Origin of the sequence: Pseudarthrobacter sp. efr-133-R2A-89, from assembly GCF_030209315.1 — a bacterium.
Classification (GTDB): Bacteria; Actinomycetota; Actinomycetes; order Actinomycetales; family Micrococcaceae; genus Arthrobacter.
In genome coordinates this window covers 388,710-409,939 of sequence record NZ_JARVSE010000002.1, presented here as the reverse complement: position 1 = coordinate 409,939, position 21,230 = coordinate 388,710, and the positions used below count along the sequence as shown (strand labels likewise).

The window sequence follows — 21,230 nt, the reverse complement described above, 5'->3', positions numbered from 1 at the left end:
GCCATGGTGGCCGCGCGGGCCGGTGTTTCGGTTGCCACGGTGTCGCTGGTGGCCAATGGCAAGACGGCCGGCCGGGTCTCCGAGGACAACATTTCCCGGGTGCAAGAAGCCATTGCCGAGCTTGGCTACGTGGTGGATGGCATCGGCAGTTCGCTGGCCAAGGGCGTCAGTTCGATCGTGATCCTGGTGGCACCGGATATCTCCAACCCATTCTTCGCCAAGGTGATCAGCGGGGTCCGGGAATCGCTGGGGCCCAATTACCAGCTGCTCCTCTCGGTCACGGACTCAGGTGAATTTCCCAAGGCTGCGGACGTCCGGAAGCTGATGTCGCTGCGGCCGGCAGGGCTTTTGGTTGATGCCCCGAATGCCGGGTTCCTGGCGGACCTTTCCGTGGCCGGCCCCCTGGTCCTGCTGGACGCTCCCGGCCTGGAGTCACTTGCGCCGGCCGTGAACCTTGACGTCGCCCAGGGTGCGCGGGAGCTGGCTGCGCACCTTGCCGGGGCGGGCCACCGGCGCGTGGCCTACCTCGACAGCGTTACCGGAACCGCCACGTTCACCATCCGCCGGGAGGCCTTCCTGGCCGAAGCCGCATCACTGGGCATGACCGTGGATCCGGACCATATGCCCGCCACCACCATCGATGTGGGTGCTGCCGCGGCTGTCTTCGCCGACGCGTGGCCGGACTGGCAGCGCGCGGGGGTAACCGCCGTCGTCTGCGCCACGGACACCCATGCGTACGGGGTGCTGCAGGAAGCCCGCGTGGCAGGGGTGCGCATTCCCGCGGAGCTGGCCGTGGCGGGGTTCGATGACCTGCCGTATTCGGCGACCAGCAGTCCGGGCCTGACCAGCGTGCACCTTCCCGCGGCGAGCCTGGGGCTGAAGGCTGGTGAACAGCTGCGCCGGCTGATGGAAGGGCGGGCGTTGGAGCAGGAGGAACTCGTCCTGGAAAGTTCCCTGGTGGTGCGCGGCTCCACGTCGGCAGGCGAAACGTAGCGGCGCCGGCGGGTTCCTGTCGGACCCCGGCCGTAAGCTGGGATTATGCCGAGTAACTGGGAGAGTCTGGACGCGCCGCAGCGTGAGTCGGTACAGCACAATGTGGAGATCTACGAGCGCGTCCGCCCTGCCCTGAAGCTCATCACCCGGGACGTCCTCCTCACCCTTCGGGACATGCTCAAGGGCACCGAGGTGACGCCGCTGTTCGTCAGCGGCCGCACCAAGACCGTGGAGTCCTTCAAGGAGAAGATCTCGCGGACCGAAGAGCCCCTGGAGCCCGGCGGCCCGCGACTGCTCAAGTTCCCGGACCCGTTCCGGACGCTCAATGACATGGTGGGCATCCGGGTGATCACCAAGCTCCCGGCGGAGAACGCCGTGGTGGCCAACATCATCAAGCGCCAGCGGCAACTCTTCGACTGCCGTGGCGATCGGGAGAAGGACATCGGCTCCATAGAATCCGGCACCTACGGATACTCCAGCCGACACCTGATCCTGCGGACCATCCAGAACGAGGCCGTCAAGGAGTACCAGCAGGTCTTCAATCCGGACGCAGTGCCCAACGGCAGCTACTTCTTCGAGTGCCAGATCCGTACCATCTTCGCCCATGCGTGGAGCGAGATTGAGCATGACATCCGCTTCAAGGCCGAGGATCCGCGCGCGTGGACACCGCACTTCGACCGGCAATTCACGGCCACCGCCGCCATGCTGGAGACCGTGGAGACGGCTTTCGCGGACCTGCATGAACGGTACGAGGAAGTCCGCAGCTTCTGGGACATGGACGGGGAAGGCGCGGCAGCCCTCACCCCGAACCGGATCCGCGACGTCTGGCGGACCCTGCTCCCGCACGTTGACCGGAAAGTGGACGACGACTGGGGCTGGGCCGCGGAACTCCTGGCCGCCCACGGCCTCAACCAGACCGTGCAACTGGCGGGCCTGCTCAGCGCCAACCGCATCACCGAGGTCCGCAAGGCCCTGGACCACCGCTACTCCCCCGGCCCCGACCGGCTGATGGATGACCTCCTGCTGTGGCAGTACGGCACCAAGCACATCGACCTCACCGCAGAACCGGCCGACGCCGTCCCGCACCCCCGGCGCGACAGCCTCCTGCGGCGGCTGCGGCAGATCGAGCGGTACAGGATGACGAAGACGTAGGGGTTCGTGTTAGGAGCATTTGGCTGCTCCATGGGGCGAAACCCTCTTCCCAGGCCGTTCAGGAAAGGTTGTGGACTGCCCCGGCCCAGCGGGGGCCGGAGACGGCCCGGCGGACAGCCCGGGCGCGGGCGTGGAAGTCGATCTTTGGCATTCGCGGAGAAGGGTCAGCGCGACTGCCGGGATCATTCAAGGTGGGGGGCGGTGCCGCTTTGGCGGCTGTTGTGCTGTGGTCGGCGATCAGTCCCATGCCGGCGTATTCGCGTACAGCGGCGATGCCGGCAACGGCGTCGGTCTTGGTATCGAAGGGCTTGGACACTGCCATAACGGTTCCATCGGGTGCTGTCAGCCGGAACCTGAACGCTGATTCTGCGTCGATAAACAGTTCGAACATTCCTGCCATTGCGATCCTTTCGTCTGCGGGATCTTTAGGCGGCGCCGTTGCCGCACCTTACCCTCCGGAAACAGGTCAACGAATCGGCAACGCGGCGGATTACGGTCAACGACCTCATCGTCAAAGCCGTCGGGCTGGCGCTGATGGACACCCCGGCAGCTAACAGCACGTGGACCGACGAAGCCCAACTGCAGCACACCGCGGCCGATATTTCCGTGGCAATTGCCGTTGACGGCGGGTTGCTGACGCCGGTGGTCCGGTCCGTTGATAGCCAGTCCCTCAGCGCAGTCAGCGCAGCGATCGGGGACTTCGTGGAACGGGCAAAGGCCGGGAAGATCCGCCAAGAGGAACTCACCGGTGGAAGTTTCTCCGTCACCAACCTGGGCATGCTTGGCACCCGGCAATTTTCCGCCATCCTCAACCCGCCGCAGTCAGCCATCCTCGCGGTGGGAGCAGCTGAACCACGCGCCGTCGTCGTCGATGGTGCCCTGACGGTGGCCACGGTTATGACCTGCACCCTTTCGGCTGACCACAGGGTCATCGATGGGGCGGTGGCTGCCCAGTGGATGCAGGCCTTCAAGGCCCGCATCGAAAATCCCTTGACCATCCTCATCTGAAGCCAGTCCCACGTGAATCCGGAGACCCGAATGTCCACACCAGCACTACTCGCCGCTAAGCGCGAAAGCAGCCTTCTGGCCTCTGTTCCTACGCGCTTGTTAATCAACGGTCAATGGCGTGCGGCCCTTTCCGGGAAGACCTTCGGCATTGAGGATCCCGCCACCGGGGAGGTGCTGGCCAGCGTCGCCGACGCCGGCGCCGAAGATGGCGCGGCGGCGCTGGACGCTGCGGTGGCTGCGCAGGAGTCCTGGGCGAAGGTTCCGCCGCGGGAACGCGGTGAGATCCTGCGGCGGGCTTATGAGCTGGTGACGGAGCGTGCGGAGGACTTCGCCCTGCTGATGACCATGGAGATGGGCAAACCGCTGGCCGAGGCCCGCGGCGAGGTCACCTACGGCGCGGAGTTCCTGCGCTGGTTCTCCGAGGAAGCGGTCCGCGCGTTCGGCCGCTACTCGGTCTCCCCGGACGGGAAGTCCCGGCTCCTTGTCACCAGGAAGCCCGTGGGCCCGTGCCTGCTGATTACCCCGTGGAACTTCCCGCTGGCCATGGCGACCCGCAAGATCGCCCCCGCCGTGGCCGCCGGCTGCACCATGGTGCTCAAGTCCGCGCGGCTGACCCCCTTAACCTCGCAGCTGTTCGCGGCCGTGATGGTGGAGGCCGGCCTGCCGGCCGGTGTTTTGAATGTCATTCCCTCCTCCACGGCGGGTGCCACGACGGGTCCGCTGATCAAGGATTCCCGGCTGCGGAAGCTTTCCTTCACGGGCTCCACCGAGGTCGGCCGCCGGCTGCTCGCGGATGCCTCCGAGACCGTGCTGCGGACCTCGATGGAGCTCGGCGGCAACGCCCCGTTCGTGGTGTTCGAGGACGCCGACGTCGATGCCGCCGTCGCCGGGGCGTTGCTGGCGAAGCTGCGGAACATGGGCGAGGCCTGCACCGCGGCGAACCGGTTCATCGTGCATGAGTCCGTCGCGGACGAGTTCGCCAAGAAATTCGCCGCGAAGATGGCGGGTATGACCACCGCCCGGGGCACCGAGGTCGAGTCCAAGGTGGGCCCGCTGATCGATGCCAAGAGCCGGGACAAGGTCCACGAACTCGTCACCGACGCAGTGAGAGATGGTGCCGTCTTGATTACAGGCGGGGCGCAGGTGGACGGTCCGGGCTACTTCTACCAGCCCACCCTTCTCCTCGACGTGCGTGAGGGCACCCGGATCCTGTCCGAGGAAATCTTCGGACCCGTCGCGCCGATCATCACCTTCGACACCGAGGAGGAGGCTATCCGGCTGGCGAACAACACCGAATACGGGCTGGTGGCCTACGTCTTCACCCGGGACCTGAGCCGCGGCATCCGGATGGGTGAACGCCTCGAGACCGGCATGCTCGGACTGAACGCCGGCGTCGTCTCCAACGCAGCCGCCCCGTTCGGCGGCGTCAAGCAGTCCGGCCTGGGCCGTGAAGGCGGGCTCGAAGGAATCGAGGAGTACCTCTACACCCAGTACATCGGCATCGCCGACCCCTACGCCAACTGACCTCGTACGACACGTGATAGTCCAGGCGGGTGATCCGCCTGCCCTATTGGTCCAACATGAGGCGCCTTCTTGTGTTGGGAAGCCCAAGCGGGTCGGGGCACGCTTCGCGAAGCCCTGCGCCAGCTGGAACAGGAAGGCCTGCTCTCCGCAGGTCACCGCGGCCGCCTCTCCGTCCGCCACCTTGACGAGAAGGAAATCCGGGACATCTTCGCCGTCCGCGCCGCACTGGAAACTCTGGCTGCACGCACCCTGTGCGAACTCCCAGACCACGCTCGGGCCATCGATTCCCTGCACCAAAAAGTCGACCTTATGGAGGCGGCTGAGGATGCCTCCCTTGCGCAGCGAATCGAATCCGACATGGAATTCCACCGGGCGCTATGCCGCCTCACCGGCAACGAAACGCTCATGCATTCCTGGGAGTCGCTGGAGGGGTCCATCCGAATGTCCATCATGTTCGCCGGACGGGAAAAAGGCGTTAAGAACATGAGCGTCGACCGGCACCACGACATCGTCGCCGCCATCGAAACCCGGGACGCTTCCCAAGTACGCAAGACCATCCGCGAACACGACTTTTTCATTTCCCGGCGGGAAAAGATGCGAGATCACTTCACCAGCACTCGGCTCGCCACAGGGCAGGACAGTGCGGAGCTCAACGCAGACGACAAAGTAACCATGGTGATGGCGATGATCGACGGGCTCCGGATCCAGTCGCTCCTCGATCCCGAACGGCCGACACTCCATCTCATGGAGAAGCTCATGCGCTTTATCGCCTCCCCCGAGGATGGCGAAGACCGGTCCGGCTAGAGCACACCCCAAACTTACAAACCCGAGTGCTAGGTCGGACCTTCCTCTGAGAAGACCTTAGAACACTGTCGGAAAGGACGAGGGTCGGAGGCTGTGGTCAACCGCTGCCGGCTTGGCCTGAGGCGATGTTGGTTGCCGAGGAAAGGTCATCATTTAGGCTCTGGCATGAAGGACCTTGACGCGCCTTGTAGGTGTCTTCTCGATGAGGCGTCGGTGCTGTGGGCCTTCCATCGTCAGCCAGAGGACGTGCCCGTTTGTTGTCACGTCCTCCACGTGGCCTTTGTCGAGGATCTTTCCCTGTTCGTAGATCTCAATGTGCTGGCCAACGACCACCGTCCAATCGTCTTCAGGTTGCCACATGGTGAAGTCACCCGTCGTGGGAGCGTGCTGGGAATGACTGCGGGAGGTGGTGTCCATGAGGATTCCTGGTAGTCGATGCCGTGCGGAGCCTGTGGGGCTTCCCGGCCTTTGGGGACTCTGTTGTGCAGCGGGAAGGGCGCCGGCAGCCTTGCGGGCACCTCCCCGGAGCCTTCCGGAACTGGCTCTTATTGCACGGACCAGGCACCGTCTGAGGGCAGGACAGCGCCGGAGATGTTCGTTCCGTCATCACTAAGCAAGAAGGTAATCGATGCGGCTAGCTGGGACGCCTCTGCCACGGGAGGAATCATCTGCATGAACGGGCCGAGGCGTTTCGCGCCGAGCTCTGAGCGGAAGGTGGCTTCGATTCCCGTCGCGACCGGGCCCGGGGCTACTGCATTGACCCGGATGCCTTGCGGGGCGTACATGAAGGCGGTACTGCGCGTCATGCCGAGAACGGCATGTTTGGAGGCGGTGTAGGCCACTCCCGCGGAGTTGCCGCGCAGGGCGGCCTCGGACGCAACATTGACAATTGATCCCTGCCCTGCGGCGATCATCGCGGGGATCACGGCCCGGGTCAGGCGGAACATCCCATCGACGTTGACCGCGAACACTCTGGTCCAGACGTCGTCGGACACTTCATGCAGCGGCGTCATGTCGTCCATAATCCCTGCGACGTTTGCGAGGGCGTCAATCCGTGCTCCGGCTGCGTTGATGATCCTGGCAATGTCCTGATCCTGGGTGATGTCCGCCTGCACCGGGACGAGGTCCGCCTCGGGGTGGGCACTGACCAGCGCGTCGAGCCGGTCAGCGGCGATGTCTACAGCGACGACCCTCCCCCCTTCCCGCGCGATCCTGGAAGCGGTGGCGCGTCCTATGCCCGAAGCGGCCCCGGTGACGATCACGGTCTTGCCGGAGAACCGCCCGTCCGAGATCCGTTCAGCCCACTGCCCTGCCTGCGCAGTGGCGTCGTCGTCTTCCGTGTCGTTTCCCGGGAGTACTCCCGCGTTGACTTCGCGCACCAAGTGATCCAGGTCTGCTTGCGGAAACTGGGCCCCGCCCAGTTCGACCAGCTTTTGGAGGGCGAAGTGTTCGATGGGTTTGAGGGCTGTTTCGTCCTGCCCTGCAGCCGCGAGCATTCCCCTCAGCAGCGGGCCGCCCGCCGGATGGTCAAGCCATTCCCGGATGGAACGGGAACCAGTCAGGGCTTGTGTGGTTTCGGTCATTTTGCTCCTTCCAGAGCGTGTACGGAGGAAGTTGTTGTCTTTTCGTTGTCGGGTGCTGCTGTTTGGTTGGCTGAGGGTTTGGTGCCGGCGAGTCCGGTCCAGCGGGCACGAAGGGTATGGGCTGCGGCTTTCGGCTTGCGGTCCCTGGTGAAGATTCCTTTTCTGTTGCCATCCACACGGTGGATGCCGTTGGAGGTTTGGAAGTCGGCGAAATTCCAGACGTGTTCTCCGATGAAGGCATCGATCCTGTCAAAGACGCGGTGGTTCATAGTGAGGTAGGACTGCTGGTATTCCTCGCTCCAGGGCATGTCCCACACCGAGTGCTGCCCTGGCATGGTGTCCGCCCCGTACTCGCTCATCATGACGGGTTTGCCGAACGCCTCCACCCATCCGCGCAGATCGGCTTCGAGGTACTGCTCGGCCGTTGCAAGGTCACCGGTGAATACGTACCAGCCGTAGTAGCGGTTGATGCTGAGGACGTCGAAGAGGTCGGCGATCTTGTCGTTCTGGAAGGTGGCGAACATAACCGCCGCGTAGGTCAGCGGACGGGTGGGGTCCAGTTCCCGCGCGAGCTTCACGAGAGGTTCGAAGAATTCCCGGGCTCCTTCCTCGTTGGAGGCCGGCTCGTTGGCGATGCTCCACATCACCACGCTGGGGTGGTTCTTGTCCCGGGCGATCACTTCACGAAGGTGCTGCGCGTGCGCGGCCTGGGTCTCATGGTTGAAAGTTTCGGGAGAGAAGGTCGGCTTGGGGCCTATCCCGGTGAGTCCGCCCTGGACTCCCAGGTTCAGGCCGACGGCAGCCGTCTCGTCGACGACAACGATGCCGTGGCGGTCCGCGAATTCCAGCACTTCCTCGGCGTAGGGGTAGTGCGAGGTTCTGAACGAGTTCGCGCCCACCCAATCCAGGAGCTGGAAGTCATGTACCAGGTAGGCGTTGTCGTGACCCTTGCCACGGACTGCCGTGTCCTCGTGTTTGCCGAACCCGGTGAAGTAGAACGGTTTGCCGTTGATGAGGAATTCGGTCCCACGGACCTCGAGGGTCCTGACGCCAAACGGTTCAGTGTAACTGTCAATCACCTCGTTGCCCTCGACGAGCTCGACCACAAGGTCGTAGAGGTAGGCGGCTCCCGGCTGCCAGAGATTGACGCTGTCGATGGCGAGAGTTCCGCTGCTTCCGTGCGCCGTGGCGACTTCATGTCCTGCGGCGTCAATGGCGCAGACACGGACGCCGGTTTCGTGGCTGGCCGTTACGGAATAATCGACGATACCGGTCTGGCCGATGACACCGGTGACGATGGTGATGTCGCTGATGTGGCGTCGTGGTTTGCTGTAGAGCCACACCGACCTTGCCAGGCCGGCGTAGTTGTAGAAGTCATGCAGGTAGGTTTGCTGGCGCCGCCCGTCCCGGGTGGCGGTGATGCTGCCCGGGGGAATGGTCTCGCTGGTCAGCTCGTTGTTCACCCCGACCGTGAGACGGAATTCCCCGCCGGGGGTGACGTGGTCGGTGATGTCGGCTTCGAAGGGCGTGTAGCCACCGACGTGCCGGGCGACCAAGACGTCGTCGACGTAGACTTTTCCTTCGTGGGTGGCTGCGTCCAGGCGGAGAAGCACGCGCTCCCCTGCCCAACCCCGCGGCACACGGACTGTTCGCTGGTACCACACCCATCCCACGTGGTCGCGGATCTTCTGGTCGGTGAAGAGGTCGTTGTAACTGGCCGGCACGGGGGCCTCAAGCTGGGTTTCCAGGGTCCCGGTCCAGGGCTCGCGGACATCTGCGTCGGCGACGGCGAAGCGCCAGAGGCCGTCGAGGTTTACAAGTTCTCGGGTGGTGGTGGGGCGGGGTTTTAGCACTGGGTGTCCTCCTGGGATCGTTTGTACGGGTTGATGATGGGGTGGTTCGCGCAGCAGCGGGCCATCCTTCGATTCAGGCGTGTGTGATGTGGCCATCACTTTCAGAGGTTGCGGCGGCTTCCTCAACCTGATGGCGGATGGTGTCCAGGGTTCGGAATACGGCAATGGTGTGGGACGCGGGGTGTGTCGGGTGCTGGGTTGCTCCGGAGCGGATCGCTTCGCCGGCGGCGCGGAGCATGGGGACGTATCCGTTGCCTTCGCGGTGATGTTGTATCGGGTCCGGGGCGAACATTGTGGCCCAGGATCCCCCATGGACAAGGAGGGTTGTCGATGTCCAAAACATGCCCGGGAGTGTGATCCATCCCTTGGTGCCGCTGATCGCAGCGGACGGATCGAGGAATTCGGTCATTGAACTCGCGCATTGGGCGAACCGGCCGTCCTCGAACTCAAGGGTGAAGTGTTCGGCGAAGTCGAGGCCGTCGGCTCTGAGCCGTCCGCGGGCGTTGATGCTTGCCGGTTCACCGAAGATGGTGTGGGCCAGCGTGACAGGGTAGATGCCCTGATCCAGAAGTGTTCCGCCGCTGCGTGCCACGTCCCACCTGCTGCCGCCGTCGGGGATCAGGGGAAAGCCGAACCCGGCACGCAGGCTTGCTGGTGTTCCGATGATCCCGGACTCCAGGAGTTCAACAAGGTGCTGGAACGCGGGGTTGAACTTCATCCACATGGCCTCCATGAGGAACAGGCCCCGGTGTTCAGCGAGGGCGAAGAGTTCCTGGACCTCGTGTGTGTTCGTGGCCATGGGCTTTTCGATGATCACATGTTTGCCGGCGTTCAGCGCTTGGCGGGCCATCGCAGCGTGGGTGGCAAAGGGCGTGGCGAGATACAGCGCGTCAACCAGGGGATCGGTGATCAGTGATGTGTAGTCGTTGGTCGAACGCGGGAGACCAAATTCCTCGGCGAACCGGGCCGCCTTGGTGTGGTCCCTGCTGAACACAACCTCTATGTGGTTGCCGGGAATGAGCTGCAGATCGGGCACGATGCTGCGGGAGATGCTGCCGGTCCCGGCGATGGCCCACCGCAAAGTGCCGTGGAAATGAGACGATGTTCCGTCCATGGGTTTCCCTATCAAAGTCGGGGGTTTATGGGTTGAAGAAACTCGTTAGGAAGGGCACCTGCTGCCCGACGTAGCCGCCTATGACCCGGCAGAGGGGTCCGTGGCATCTGCCAGGTATTCGAAGCGCTCCACGCGCGCCGGTCCGTCAAGGGCTTCCAGTCCGATGACTCTTCCCGTGAATCCGCCGGCGACTTCCGTGGACAGGTACCGGCCATCAATGGTCGCCAACACGTGGAAGTTGTCCGCTATGTAGCCCAGCTCAACCCGGTCCGGCCCTGTACGGACACCATGCTGCTGCGGATTTCCTCGTGTCCGGAGCGCCAAAGGCGCTGTCGGCGGGATCCCGGTCGCTGATGCGAGAGTCTGGTCCAGAGGCCCAATGACAGCACGGGCGGATAGGACGTCACTGCGGCGCTCAACCCCCGCCCAGTGTGAGTCGTCGATGCGGAGGATGAGGGCCAGGTCACCGGCGGGCGCGTCCACGGTCACCTGCCACTGGGCGTCCTGTGCCCTGACCGCGAGCAGCCGTTTGGCTTCCCTGTCCTCGGCCCTGCGTCCTGGGTCCAGGGCGAGGCCTCCGTTTCCGTTGGACCGGCAGAAACTGCCGGGAGGAACGCCCGGGGAAATCCAGCGCGGATGCAATTCCGGCTCGGTGAAGTCGTCAATGAAAGAGGTGGTTGTCTGGGGTTCCGGGTAACGGTCCGGGATGATTACGGGCCACTCGTTGGACCAGTCCACGCCGCAGAGGAACGTCTCGCGTCCGTTGACGTGGAAGCGCGGAAATTCCCCTCGTGGACGGACGCCCAGATAGACCATGGCCCAGGTGCCGTCGCGGAGTTCGACCAGGTCGGCGTGTCCGGTGTTCTGTACCGGGTGGGAGGTGCTGCGGTGCGTGAGGATCGGGCCGTCAGGATGAGCCTCGTAGGGCCCCGTGACCGTACGGGCGCGGCCTATGGTGACCGCGTGGCCGGGACCCGTTCCGCCTTCTGCGACGAGGAGATACCACCACCCGTTCTTGCGGAACAGGTGAGGGCCTTCCGGGGAGGAGAGCCCGGTTCCCCGCCAGATCAGTTCGGTTTCGGACAACAACTGGCCGGTGAGCGGATTGACCAGGGCGTGCGCGATGCCGCCCCTTGGGTCAGCCCAGGCGAGGTGGCAGTTGCCGTCTTCATCCCAGGACAGGTCCGGGTCCCAGCCGATGGCATCTGTGGTGTAGACGGGGTCACTCCAGGGGCCGGACGGGTCCTGGGCGTGAACGATGAGGTGCCCCTTGGCAACGTCCGTGATGTTGGTCGTTGTCATCCAGAACCTTCCGTCGTGAAAACGGATGGTGGGCGCGTAGATGCCTTTGCCGGCCCCGGAGAGGCCGGGACTGACATTGAGCTGGCTTTCGCGGTCCAGGACGTTACCGATCTGTCGCCAGGTGCGCAGATCCCTGCTGGTGAATATTGGTACGCCCGGGAAGTACTCGAAGCTGGAGTTGATGAGGTAAAAGTCATCACCTACCCGGCAGATCGACGGGTCAGGGTGGAAACCCGGGAGTATGGGTGCTGCCCCCATTATGCGACTCCTGCCTGGACGTTCTGTTCGCGGTGGAGCTCGGCGAGCCGGTGGCGTTCGGCGCGGCGTTTCTCCTGTTCCACGGGGTCTGCGATCGGGGCCGCGAGCAGCAGTTTCTGTGTATACGGGTGTTCCGGGGTGGACGTGACCAGGTCCGCTGGTCCTGTTTCGACGATGTCTCCCCTGTAGACGACACTGACGCGGTGGCTGATGTGGCGTACGACTGCCAGGTCGTGGGAGATGAACAGGTAGGCGACTCCGGTCTGGCGTTGAATGTCGATAAAGAGGTTCATCACCCGGGCTTGGGTGGAAAGGTCCAGGGCCGAGACGGGCTCATCGCAGACGATGAGTTTGGGTTCGGGGGCCAGGGCGCGGGCGATGGCGACTCTTTGACGCTGGCCGCCGCTGAACTCCCGCGGCAGGCGCTCGGCAGCGTCGCGCGGGAGACCTACCTGGTCCAGCAGCTTTTGGACGCGGGTTCGTGCTTCGCGGGCTGCTGCTCCTTGGACTATGAGGGGTTCGCTCAGGGTATCCCCGATGGTCAGTGAGGGGTTCAGCGAGGTATAGGGGTCCTGGAAGACGACCTGGATGTCTTTGGACAGGATTCGGCGGTCTTTAGGGCTGGCGTGGGTGATGTCGGAGCCTTGAAAGGTGATCCGTCCCCCGCTGGGCTTCACCAGACCCAGGACCGCCCGGCCGATGGTGGTTTTCCCGGATCCGGATTCGCCCACGACGCCTAGCGTTTCTCCCTCGCCGATGCTCAGGGAAACCCCACGCAGGACCTCGATGGACTTGGGACGGAATCCGCGGCCGGTGAATGCGACGCGAAGGTCAGTCACGTCCAGGAGTGGCGTCGTCATGATTTTCTCTCCCCAGAAGCCGCCGCGACGGGCACGGGCGGGTCGGTTCGTACGGTGTGTTCGTCAAGGATCGAGCCCAGGAGCAGCTGGGTGTATGGGTGCTTGGGTTCGCGGAGCAGCTCCATGGCCGTGCCCGACTCGACAATCTGGCCGTCCTGCATGACGGCGATCCGGTCGCAGATGTCCGCGACCACGCCGAAGTTGTGGGTGACGAGCAGGACCGCCATGTTCAGTTCGGCCTGGAGGTCCCGGAGCAGGTCCAGGATTTCGGCCTGGACTGTCACATCGAGCGCGGTGGTGGGTTCATCGGCGATGAGAAGCTTCGGACGGCTTGCCACCGCTCCGGCAATCAGGACGCGCTGCGCCATTCCGCCGGAAATCTGGTGCGGGTAGGACCCGAACGTTCGCGGGGGATCCTGGATTCCGACGCGCTCTAATAATGCGATCACCCTGGCTTTCGCTTCCGCCCCGGAGATGCGGGCGGATGCGCGGAGGCCCTCCACGAGTTGCGCGCCGACAGTGTACGAGGGGTCAAGGTTCGACATGGGTTCCTGCGGTATGTAGGAGATCCCGCGGCCGCGCAGGGCGCGCAGGTCCTGCTCCCGGAGGCCGAGCAGTTCCCGTCCCTCGACCTGAATGGAGCCACGGACCACCACCGCCTCCGACGGGAGCACCCCCAGGACAGAGAAGGCGGTTTGGGTCTTCCCTGAACCGGACTCACCGACCAGGCCGAGGATCTCCCCTGCGCGAAGGTTGAGGCTGATCCCTTTTACGACCTCCTTCAGTTGCCCCGACGGCGTGGGGTAGGCAATTGCCAGGTCCTTCACGGACAACAGCTCTCCTGAACCGTCGCTGCCGGCGCCCTGTGTTGTGTTCTGAACTTGGGGCCTGGCTGATTTTGCGGGTTTCAGTTTCACACCCTCGAAGGCGTCCCGCAGGGAGTTGCCGAGCAGGACGAGGGATGCTGTGAGGGTTCCGAGCAGGACGCTGGGCCAGATGAATTGGGTCGGGTCCACGTACAGGTTGGTGAAGCCGTCCGCGATCATCGCGCCGAAGCTGGGAACGAGGTGCGACCCGACTCCCAGGAAGGCCAGGCCGGACTGGAGGCTGATGGCGGACCCGGCCAGGAAGGCGGCGGCGATGATGATGGGGCCGCGGACCACGAAGAGGACGTGGCGGCCGAGGATGCGGAGGTTGGAGAGCCCGGACACTCGGGCGGCATCCACGTACAGTTCATTCTTCACCCCGACAACGAGGTTTCGTACGAGGCGGTAGATCCCGGGTGAGAGCAACACACCAAAGATGAGCATGGTGGCGCGGTAGTCGCCCTTGGTGATCGGCATCAGGACGATGAGCAGCAGCAGCCCGGGGAAGGTCATAATGAGGCTGAAGACCCATTCTGTCGCGCTGCGCAGCCGCCGTCCGAAGTAGCCCCCGATCAGGCCGAAGGTCACCCCGATGACGAGGGCGACGCTCGCGCCGATGAGGGCTGCGATGATGCTTGTGTTGATTGAATGCAAGAGCCGGGACGCGATGTCGCGGCCGTTCTGATCAGCGCCCAGCGGGTACCCGGGCGTTCCTGGCACTGCGTTGATCGCGTTGAGTTGGGCCTCGTTGGGGTCGTGGGGGCCAATCCATGGGGTCAGGAGTCCGAGGACGATGATGACCAGCAGCAGCGCGGAGGTGATGACCGCTTGGGGGTCCCTGAGGAGTTTCCGCAACGGAGATTTCCTTGGCGGGGTTGCCAGCCCGGGGTCGACGCTGAGTTCTTCGATGCTCAATAGATTCTCGCCTTCGGGTTGAGCCAGCCGTTTGCTACATCGGTAATGAGGTTCACCGTCACCACGAGCATGACGCCGAACAAAGTGATGCCCATGATGACGGGGATGTCGCCTTGGAGGGAGGCGTTGAACGCGTACTGGCCGTACCCGGGCAGCGCGAATACGTTTTCGATGATGAGCGCGCCGCCGAGCATTTGGATGAATTCGAGGGACAGGACGGTCAGTGCCGGGCTCGCTGCGTTCCGCAGCGCGTGGCGGAGCACGATGGACCGCGTCCGGATTCCACGTGTTCGCAGCGTGCGTACGTAGTCCTTGCGGAGTTCACCGATCATCGATCCGCGTATTTGCGCGGCCATGTTGGCCACTCCCCCGATGACGAGCACGATCACCGGAATGGTGATCGAAGCCGCCCACTTTGCGGGGTTTTGCGCGAAGGGGGTGAACCCGGTTGCCGGAAGCAGCTTCATGTTCACGGCGAGGACTGCCACGAGGGCGATGGCAATGAGCAGCCCGGGAACGATGTGGCCAATCAGTGACAAGCCCTGGGATACTTTGTCGGCCACGCCGCCGCGTGAGGCTGCCCAGACCCCCAGGGCGACGCTGATGATCACCGTGATGATCAGCGCGGTAACGACCAGCGAAAGGGTGACACCCAAACGCGAAGCGACTGCGGGTGCTACGGGTTGGCTGGTGAAGAGGGAAGTGCCGAAGTTGCCAGTCAGGACTGATCCGAGCCAATCCAGGTATTGGACAAGGGGGGGCCGGTCGAAGCCGAGCTTGGTCATAAGGTCTTTGATGGACTCGGGAGTCGCTGCGCTCCCCAGCCGTTCGCGGGCCACGGATTCCAGCGAGCCGCTGAGGAGGAAGAACGTGATCATGGTAACCAGCAGCGCGAGGACGATGCCTGCGCCAAGGCGGCGCAGCGCGTACCCGATCATGCGCTGCCCCGGGATGTTTCCACTGGCATCTTTGAGCTCCTTGTGGTGGGGGTGACGGAAACGAGGGATGGCTGGCAAGGCCCGGCCGGCGCCGGGCCCCGCCAGGTTGTGGAGCTAGTGGCCCGATACCGCGAAGTCACGGACGGTAGGCAAAACGACCACCGAGGGGAGGAAGTCGACGCCGGGGGCGGTCGCCCAGAGGGTGCCGACATAGGCGATAGGGGCGTTCAACGCGTGCTTGACGGTGTATTCGCTGATCTTTTTGTAGAGGTCCGCTCGTACGCCGTCATTTGGCTCGTTGGCGACGTCTTGGAGCAACTTGTCGAATGCAGGGTCCTCCCACTTGAAGGGGTTCAGGAACGCCTGGGGGGTGTACATGTCCCCTACTTCCCGGCCCGCTTCGTTCAGGCCCGCGAACCAGAGCACGGCGGGATACTTTTTGGAGGCAACGGACGCGGCGGTGTTCTGCGGGGGCACCGGCTCCCACGTGACCTTGATCCCGATGTCAGCCAATGCCTGGGTAATGACTGGCTCAAAGTTCTGCGAGACGACGGTGCTGGGCATCGTCATCGAGAACCCGTCCGGGTAGCCGGCTTCTGCGAGAAGTCTGCGCGCCTTCTCCTTATCGAACCCATAGGTGCCCTCGAGGGCGGAGTTGTATGCGTCCCCGTTGGGGTTGAATACCTGGTCCGTCGGTTTGCCGACCCCGTTCAGGAGCGCTTTCACGATCTGCTCCCGGTCAAAGGCCAAGTTGATGGCCTGTCGGACCCTCTCATCTGCCAGTGCCGGGACGAGTTCGCCCTTCCGGTCAGCCAGGACCAGCACGAGCGCAGCAGTCGCCTGCACCTCCTTCACCGTGAACCCGGCGCCTTCGGCCTGTTTCCGCTGCGGAGCCTGGATCAGAGCAGCTTTGACTTCGCCTGCCTGGAGCGCGTTGTATTGTGCGGTCCGGTCCGCGATGACCTTCACCTTGACCGTTTTGAAGGGGAATGCTGCCGCGTTCCAATAGTCGTCGCGCCGCTCCATGACGTACTCGGTACCGTCAGTTGTGGCGTCGGACAACACGTAGGGACCCGACCCGGTCGGGCGAAGCTTCGTTGTTGCCGAGGACAATGATTGAGCATCCCCGATGACGCCCGTCGCCTGTGCCAGGTAGTTCAAAAGGGACGGCTCCGGTGAGGACAGTTGAAGAACAACTGTTGAAGCGTCGGGCGCCGAAACGGATGTCACTTTTGCAAGCTTGGACTGCTGCTGGCCAGGAGTGGTCCGTGTGCGTTCGAGGGTGGCGACAACGTCCTTGGACGTCACCGGAGCCCCAGTACTGAACTTCAGGTCGCCACGAAGTTTGAGGGTCAAGGTGCGCAGGTCATCCGAGTATTTCCAGCTTTCAGCCGCGTTGGGCTGGACCTTTCCGTTCTTGTCAACCATCAGCAGTGTGTCGAAGATCGACGCCCACACGTAGGACTGCTGCCCCTCGGCAAGTTGTGATGGGTCCAGGGACGCCGGCGGCGCCTGCACGGCAATGCTCAGCTCTTGATCACGGGACGGTGCCTGCTGCGGGGACGAGTCAGCGGCGGGCGATGAGCAGGCCGCGGTCGCCAGCAGCGCAGCAACAGCCGTTGCGGCGGACGCCGCGCGTGTCAGCGATTTCACTCGGGACAAGATGGAAATCATGTCGGGAGACTCCTTTGTCATTTGGGGTGTAAGGACAGTGCGTATTTGTGGGCCAAAGTCGGATCATGGAATTTGTGGTGAGCCGCATCACAATGAAAGCATTCAAAGATCTTTAAGACAATCGGTTGCCAACAAATTTCAGCAAATTTTTTTCCGTGTCATAAACAGTGCCTAAAAGATTAGTTGGGCGCAGCAAAACAGCCCACAAGGCGCGCATTTGCACGGCGCAGCGCAGGCCACCAGAAGAAATATTGGAGAATTATGGCAACGGCTAAGGTTGCCCGGCCGGGTTAACTGGGTGCCCCAATTGCACCAGCAGGGCATGAAAATACTAGATTTGGGATATTACCTCTGTAATTTTTCGCTGAGCTTCCATTACGGGCTGCCCCGTCAGCGCTTTAAACGCTTGAGAAACTTCCGACGCCACGTCGAAGGTGGGATTGATCAGCCATTGCAAGCGCAGCCCTCTCCAAACGGCCACCACCTGGCGGGCAACGACCTGAGGATCCAAGCCCGGCAGTGCAAAACCGTCGGCCTGCCGCCTCTGGATACTCTTGGCGAACTCGGCAACTGCGCGCTCCTGGTGGTCTTTGAGGAAGTTGTGTGCCGGATGGTCGGGGTTCACCGCTTCGGCGCTGAGCGCGAAAAAGAGCCGCGTCACGGCAAGATCCTCCGAGCTAAGACCTGCAAGCGCCGGCGAAGGCCACTCATGCCTTTGCCCGTCACTGCCCAGGAACTGCTGCGTCAGCAAGGCCCGACTGTCCTGATTGGCCAACTCCATGGCCGCAACGAGGATGTGATCACGCGTAGGGAAGTGGTACAGCATTGCGGTCTCGCTCATCCCGGAACGGGACGCAACTTCGGACGTCGTGAGGGCACGATGACCCTTCTCAAGAACGATGTCCAGGGCGGCGCGCGCAATGGCCGACCGCCGTTCAACTGTCTTGGCGTAAGGCTTTCGCGTCCGCGTCGTCGACTCCATAGCTGAATATTAGCGGAAAACCAAGCAGCACACTATAGTTATCCGTTTCCAATCCAGATACAACGCACTGGAGAGTACCTCTGAAGCTAAAAACAGAACCGCACTCAGAAATAGCGCTCCGAATGACGGCGCCGGCGTTCGCCAGCTGCATACCTTCCTGACCGCGGCAGCCCGAGCGAACCCTATGCTGTCAGGAGGCGCCCACTGGAGCCGCGCAGGACCAGCTCCGTTTCAGCGAGGAGTGTTTGGGGCTCGCCTTGAGATCCGCCCAGGAGGTCCAACATCAGCCGGGTCGCCAGAGAACCACATTCGCCCAAGGGAGAGCGAATGGTCGTCAAGGCCGGGGTGGTGAAGTCGGCGCCAAAGATGTCATCAAACCCCACGATGCTCAGGGCATCGGGCACCAGGATTCCCGCAGCCTGCAGCTCCTGCATCAACCCTATGGCCAGGAGATCGTTATAGGTCATGACAGCAGTGGCACCGCTTTCCAATACCGCCCGGGCGGCCCGACGCCCACCTTCCAGGGTGGGCTTCGTCGACTCCAGCCGTGTGGCCGCCAGCCTCGACCACTCACACGCCGCCTGAATTCCCTCCCACCGGCGGTCAGACATCCAGGAGCGGGGAGGACCAGCAACATACACCAGCTTCTTATGGCCATGGAAGGCCAGGGCCCGGACAGCTTGGCCTATCCCCTTTGCTGTATCCGGGACAACGCAGGTGACGCCTTGAATCTCCCGGTGGATCACCACGACATGCTTGTCACGGGCAAGACCCCGAATGTCCTCGTCTTCCATGCGGGGACTGGCGAGGATGATGCCATCCACAGTTCCAAGCATGCGGCGCGCCGACGTCAATTCCGCGACCCCGGACTCGTCCGATTCGGCAAGCACCAGGGTGTAATCCTGCCCGGCAGCAGACTTTGCCGCACCCCGGATAATTTCGAAGAACGTTGGATTGGTAATATCAGCGACGATCAATCCCAAGTTTTTGGTCTGCCCGGACTGAAGTGCACGAGCAAAAGGGTTCGCGCGGAAGTCTAATTCTTGAACCGCGTCCTCGACGAGTTTCTGTGTTTTCAGACTGACGCGGCCGGGCTTATTCAATGCCCGGGAAACCGTTGACGGATTGACGCCTGCCAATTTAGCAATGTCGTAAATTGTTACCGACGCTGATCCTCCGCCCCCGCTCGCCTGCGTTCGATCGACCTCCGATCCGCGGTCAGGGGTCATAGCAAAGCGGGGCCTTCCTGAAGGCGGAATTTAGCCCGCCGCGCGAAGAGCAAAACTCCGGTTCCATGACGCTCATCCAATTCTTCTCCGAGTGGTTTTTCGAATGGTTTTCTATTTATCAGATGGTTTGTCCTGCGTCGGCGAGGAGTGTGCTGCCGGTCATGATGGTTGACAGATCGCTTGCGCAGAAGAGGACGACGCGCGCGATGTCATCCGGGGTGCCCATGCGGCCGATGAGGCTGTTGGTCATCACCGCCATGGTCTGGCCAGAGTCTTCGCGTGGCGGGTGTGCTGCTGCCGCGGCCATATTGCCCTCGGTGGGAACGAAGGTGGGTGCGACGCCGAGGACGCGGATCCCGAGGGGCGCGAATTCCAGAGCCATCTGTTTGGTCATTCCACGGACGGCGTGTTTGGATCCGACGTAGGCGGAGAGCCCGGGAGCTGTCCCGGTGAATCCTGCGGTGGAGACGATGTTGATGATCACCCCGCCACGGTTGTCGCCGCTCATGTGCCGTGCTGCTTCCCGGGAACCGTTGAAGACACCGCGGGTGTTCACGGCGAAGACCTGTTCCCAGATGCCGTCCGGTGTTTCCAGGACCGGAAGGCTGGGAAAGATTCCGGCGTTGTTCACCCAAATATCGATCCCATCAAATTCTTCGGATGCTGTCTTAGCGGCGGCGCCGACCGATTGTGAGTCGGTAACGTCCATGGCTACCCCCAGTGAGCGCACCGGGAAGCAGGCAGCAATATCGTCGGCACTGGCCTGGGCCCGTTCGGCGTTGATGTCGCCGATGAGGATGTTGGCACCGGCTTCTGCCAGCCGGAGCGCGATCGCTTTTCCGAGCCCTTGCGCCCCGCCCGTGACAACGGCGTTCCGGCCGGCCAGTGAAAGGAGGTTTGCCAGTGGTGTTGCGGATACGTCCGCGAAGGCGGTTGTCATGAACGTACCCCGGCATCCAGTTCGTTGTGCTGGGCCACGCGGCCGAGCCAGGCGAGGCTTGGTTTGGGGGTGCGGACGAAGGAGTCCCGGTCCACGGATACCAGGCCGAAGGTGGGCTCCCAGTGTCCCCATTCGAAGTTGTCCAGGAGTGACCAGTGAAGGTAGCCGCGCACGTCGATGCCCTCAGCGATGGTTTCGTGAAGGCCGGCCAGCGCCTCGGTGGTGTAGCGGATCCTTTGGTCGTCATTGGCGGTCGCGATCCCGTTCTCAGTGACAAGGACGGGAACGCCTTCGGTAATGTCCCAGGCGTGGCGGACAGCCATGCTGAGTGCGTCGGGGCGGTAGGCCGTGCCGACCAGAGTGTTGTCGGGGCGGGGCGGGTGCGGGACGAGGCCGTTGGCGTCCACTTCCTGGCTGGAGTAGGCCTGGACGCCAACGAAGTCGTCGCCGCGGCTGCCCTCCCAGTAGACGTCCTCTTTGCCATACCGGATTTCACGGAGCTTTTCCTCCCCGCCGGGGGCCGGGGTGAGGGCTCCGGCGGCGATGGTCCATCCGACCTTGGCGGTGGTGCGTGCCCGAATGATGTCCCGGGCGGCATGGTGGATCGCGGTGAAAGTACGGCCGATTTCGGGATCCGCGTACGTGAGGAATTCACCGTGCGACTGTTTCTGCTCCCCTTCACCTTCAACGGTGGGGCTTTGCCATTGGGCTCCTTGGGTCTGCTGCATCCGGCGCATGGCGGTCATAATCGCCGCCTGCATGTTCGGCTCGTTCATAGTCACCACCCACTTGACGCCCTCCAGGATGCCTGTGGCTGCGGTGACGTAGCGCTGGAACTTTTCGGAGGCATCCGGTGCCAGCCAGCCGCCGTCGTTCGCGAACCATTGCGGAGTGGTGAAGTGCTGCAGGGTGACCACCGGCGTAACGTTCTGCTCGAAGCAGTACTCGATCATTCGCCGGTAGTGGGCGAGCTCGGCCTTGGAAAAGTGCCCGGGGACCGGTTCGATCCGGGACCATTCAAGGCTGAACCGGTAGGACGTCAAGCCGGCGTCGGCGAGGAGCGCGATGTCCTCCCGGTAGCGGTGGTAGCTGTCGCAGGCGTCGCCGGAGAGCTCCATGCCGGGCATGGTCAGTTCGCGGGCCCACCAGTCACTGTTGACGTTGTTGCCTTCAATTTGGTGGCCGGCAGTCGCCGCGCCCCACAGGAAGCCGTCGGGGAAAGTAGTCATATCATC

Annotated in this window: 19 protein-coding genes and 1 pseudogene; 6 read left to right on the top strand and 14 right to left on the bottom strand. The window is 63.2% G+C overall.

Features of this window, described 5'->3' with window-relative positions:
- The first annotated feature begins 3 nt into the window (after positions 1-3).
- Together QRM95_RS04615 and QRM95_RS04610 are read left to right on the top strand one after the other, a co-directional pair.
- Positions 4-993: a LacI family DNA-binding transcriptional regulator gene (locus QRM95_RS04615; protein WP_502934934.1), complete on the top strand. Its 990-nt coding sequence runs from the start codon at positions 4-6 to the stop codon at positions 991-993.
- A gap of 45 nt (positions 994-1,038) precedes the next feature.
- Positions 1,039-2,145, top strand: a complete 1,107-nt coding sequence (locus QRM95_RS04610) for a GTP pyrophosphokinase (protein ID WP_285246648.1) — start codon at positions 1,039-1,041, stop codon at positions 2,143-2,145.
- A gap of 58 nt (positions 2,146-2,203) precedes the next feature.
- Here the strand turns inward: QRM95_RS04610 and QRM95_RS04605 are convergent, their stop codons facing one another.
- Positions 2,204-2,545, bottom strand: coding sequence for a YegP family protein (locus tag QRM95_RS04605; protein ID WP_285246647.1), 342 nt, complete (start codon positions 2,543-2,545; stop codon positions 2,204-2,206).
- 38 nt (positions 2,546-2,583) lie between these two features.
- Here QRM95_RS04605 and QRM95_RS04600 point away from each other — a divergent pair, with 38 nt between their 5' ends.
- From QRM95_RS04600 to QRM95_RS21140, 4 genes and pseudogenes are all read left to right on the top strand, one after another.
- The gene (locus QRM95_RS04600; protein ID WP_285246646.1) at positions 2,584-3,153 is read left to right on the top strand and encodes a 2-oxo acid dehydrogenase subunit E2; all 570 of its coding nucleotides are present in this window, start codon (positions 2,584-2,586) and stop codon (positions 3,151-3,153) included.
- 30 nt (positions 3,154-3,183) lie between these two features.
- On the top strand, positions 3,184-4,677 hold the full coding sequence (locus QRM95_RS04595) for an NAD-dependent succinate-semialdehyde dehydrogenase (protein WP_285246645.1): 1,494 nt from the start codon (positions 3,184-3,186) through the stop codon (positions 4,675-4,677).
- An 84-nt stretch (positions 4,678-4,761) separates the two neighbouring features.
- A pseudogene (locus tag QRM95_RS04590) lies at positions 4,762-5,244 on the top strand (GntR family transcriptional regulator); the annotation flags it as partial.
- A 27-nt stretch (positions 5,245-5,271) separates the two neighbouring features.
- The gene (locus tag QRM95_RS21140) at positions 5,272-5,481 is read left to right on the top strand and encodes a TetR family transcriptional regulator C-terminal domain-containing protein (RefSeq protein ID WP_502934933.1); all 210 of its coding nucleotides are present in this window, start codon (positions 5,272-5,274) and stop codon (positions 5,479-5,481) included.
- 153 nt (positions 5,482-5,634) lie between these two features.
- Here QRM95_RS21140 and QRM95_RS04585 read toward each other — a convergent pair whose 3' ends face one another.
- The 13 genes from QRM95_RS04585 to QRM95_RS04525 all read right to left on the bottom strand — a co-directional run bounded on the left by QRM95_RS04585 (position 5,635) and on the right by QRM95_RS04525 (position 21,224).
- Complete coding sequence (locus tag QRM95_RS04585; RefSeq protein WP_285246644.1) at positions 5,635-5,898, bottom strand: hypothetical protein; 264 nt, start codon at positions 5,896-5,898, stop codon at positions 5,635-5,637.
- A gap of 128 nt (positions 5,899-6,026) precedes the next feature.
- Positions 6,027-7,064, bottom strand: coding sequence for an SDR family NAD(P)-dependent oxidoreductase (locus tag QRM95_RS04580; protein WP_285246643.1), 1,038 nt, complete (start codon positions 7,062-7,064; stop codon positions 6,027-6,029).
- Complete coding sequence (uidA, locus tag QRM95_RS04575; RefSeq protein ID WP_285246642.1) at positions 7,061-8,917, bottom strand: beta-glucuronidase; 1,857 nt, start codon at positions 8,915-8,917, stop codon at positions 7,061-7,063. The genes QRM95_RS04580 and uidA overlap by 4 nt, the downstream gene beginning before the upstream one ends.
- Before the next feature lie 73 nt (positions 8,918-8,990).
- A complete protein-coding gene (locus tag QRM95_RS04570; RefSeq protein WP_285246641.1) occupies positions 8,991-10,031 on the bottom strand; it encodes a Gfo/Idh/MocA family protein in 1,041 nt (346 codons plus the stop codon).
- Between the two features lie 78 nt (positions 10,032-10,109).
- On the bottom strand, positions 10,110-11,591 hold the full coding sequence (locus tag QRM95_RS04565) for a glycoside hydrolase family 43 protein (protein ID WP_285246640.1): 1,482 nt from the start codon (positions 11,589-11,591) through the stop codon (positions 10,110-10,112).
- A complete protein-coding gene (locus tag QRM95_RS04560; RefSeq protein WP_285246639.1) occupies positions 11,591-12,451 on the bottom strand; it encodes an ATP-binding cassette domain-containing protein in 861 nt (286 codons plus the stop codon). Before QRM95_RS04560 ends, QRM95_RS04565 begins: the two co-directional genes overlap by 1 nt.
- Entirely contained in the window at positions 12,448-14,232 is a 1,785-nt protein-coding gene (locus QRM95_RS04555; protein ID WP_285246638.1) for a dipeptide/oligopeptide/nickel ABC transporter permease/ATP-binding protein, read from the bottom strand. The genes QRM95_RS04560 and QRM95_RS04555 overlap by 4 nt, the downstream gene beginning before the upstream one ends.
- Positions 14,229-15,170, bottom strand: coding sequence for an ABC transporter permease (locus QRM95_RS04550; RefSeq protein ID WP_285246637.1), 942 nt, complete (start codon positions 15,168-15,170; stop codon positions 14,229-14,231). Before QRM95_RS04550 ends, QRM95_RS04555 begins: the two co-directional genes overlap by 4 nt.
- 114 nt (positions 15,171-15,284) lie before the next feature.
- Positions 15,285-16,844: an ABC transporter substrate-binding protein gene (locus QRM95_RS04545; protein WP_285246636.1), complete on the bottom strand. Its 1,560-nt coding sequence runs from the start codon at positions 16,842-16,844 to the stop codon at positions 15,285-15,287.
- 331 nt (positions 16,845-17,175) lie between these two features.
- Entirely contained in the window at positions 17,176-17,826 is a 651-nt protein-coding gene (locus QRM95_RS04540; protein WP_285246635.1) for a TetR/AcrR family transcriptional regulator, read from the bottom strand.
- A gap of 182 nt (positions 17,827-18,008) precedes the next feature.
- Positions 18,009-19,055, bottom strand: a complete 1,047-nt coding sequence (locus tag QRM95_RS04535; protein ID WP_285246634.1) for a LacI family DNA-binding transcriptional regulator — start codon at positions 19,053-19,055, stop codon at positions 18,009-18,011.
- 118 nt (positions 19,056-19,173) lie between these two features.
- A complete protein-coding gene (locus QRM95_RS04530; RefSeq protein WP_285246633.1) occupies positions 19,174-19,995 on the bottom strand; it encodes an SDR family NAD(P)-dependent oxidoreductase in 822 nt (273 codons plus the stop codon).
- Positions 19,992-21,224, bottom strand: a complete 1,233-nt coding sequence (locus tag QRM95_RS04525; protein WP_285246632.1) for a glycoside hydrolase family 1 protein — start codon at positions 21,222-21,224, stop codon at positions 19,992-19,994. The genes QRM95_RS04530 and QRM95_RS04525 overlap by 4 nt, the downstream gene beginning before the upstream one ends.
- Positions 21,225-21,230: the final 6 nt, after the last annotated feature.

Bases quoted from the DNA above. Each gene is read 5' to 3' on its own strand.
- QRM95_RS04545 (WP_285246636.1), bottom strand. From the start codon at position 16,844: ATGATTTCCATCTTGTCCCGAGTGAAATCGCTGACACGCGCGGCGTCC.
- QRM95_RS04560 (WP_285246639.1), bottom strand. From the start codon at position 12,451: ATGACGACGCCACTCCTGGACGTGACTGACCTTCGCGTCGCATTCACC.
- QRM95_RS04525 (WP_285246632.1), bottom strand. From the start codon at position 21,224: ATGACTACTTTCCCCGACGGCTTCCTGTGGGGCGCGGCGACTGCCGGC.
- QRM95_RS04570 (WP_285246641.1), bottom strand. From the start codon at position 10,031: ATGGACGGAACATCGTCTCATTTCCACGGCACTTTGCGGTGGGCCATC.
- QRM95_RS04565 (WP_285246640.1), bottom strand. From the start codon at position 11,591: ATGGGGGCAGCACCCATACTCCCGGGTTTCCACCCTGACCCGTCGATC.
- QRM95_RS04530 (WP_285246633.1), bottom strand. From the start codon at position 19,995: ATGACAACCGCCTTCGCGGACGTATCCGCAACACCACTGGCAAACCTC.
- QRM95_RS04550 (WP_285246637.1), bottom strand. From the start codon at position 15,170: ATGATCGGGTACGCGCTGCGCCGCCTTGGCGCAGGCATCGTCCTCGCG.
- QRM95_RS04585 (WP_285246644.1), bottom strand. From the start codon at position 5,898: ATGGACACCACCTCCCGCAGTCATTCCCAGCACGCTCCCACGACGGGT.
- QRM95_RS04595 (WP_285246645.1), top strand. From the start codon at position 3,184: ATGTCCACACCAGCACTACTCGCCGCTAAGCGCGAAAGCAGCCTTCTG.
- QRM95_RS21140 (WP_502934933.1), top strand. From the start codon at position 5,272: ATGCGAGATCACTTCACCAGCACTCGGCTCGCCACAGGGCAGGACAGT.
- QRM95_RS04615 (WP_502934934.1), top strand. From the start codon at position 4: ATGGTGGCCGCGCGGGCCGGTGTTTCGGTTGCCACGGTGTCGCTGGTG.
- QRM95_RS04540 (WP_285246635.1), bottom strand. From the start codon at position 17,826: ATGGAGTCGACGACGCGGACGCGAAAGCCTTACGCCAAGACAGTTGAA.
- QRM95_RS04605 (WP_285246647.1), bottom strand. From the start codon at position 2,545: ATGGCAGGAATGTTCGAACTGTTTATCGACGCAGAATCAGCGTTCAGG.
- QRM95_RS04610 (WP_285246648.1), top strand. From the start codon at position 1,039: ATGCCGAGTAACTGGGAGAGTCTGGACGCGCCGCAGCGTGAGTCGGTA.
- QRM95_RS04580 (WP_285246643.1), bottom strand. From the start codon at position 7,064: ATGACCGAAACCACACAAGCCCTGACTGGTTCCCGTTCCATCCGGGAA.
- QRM95_RS04535 (WP_285246634.1), bottom strand. From the start codon at position 19,055: ATGACCCCTGACCGCGGATCGGAGGTCGATCGAACGCAGGCGAGCGGG.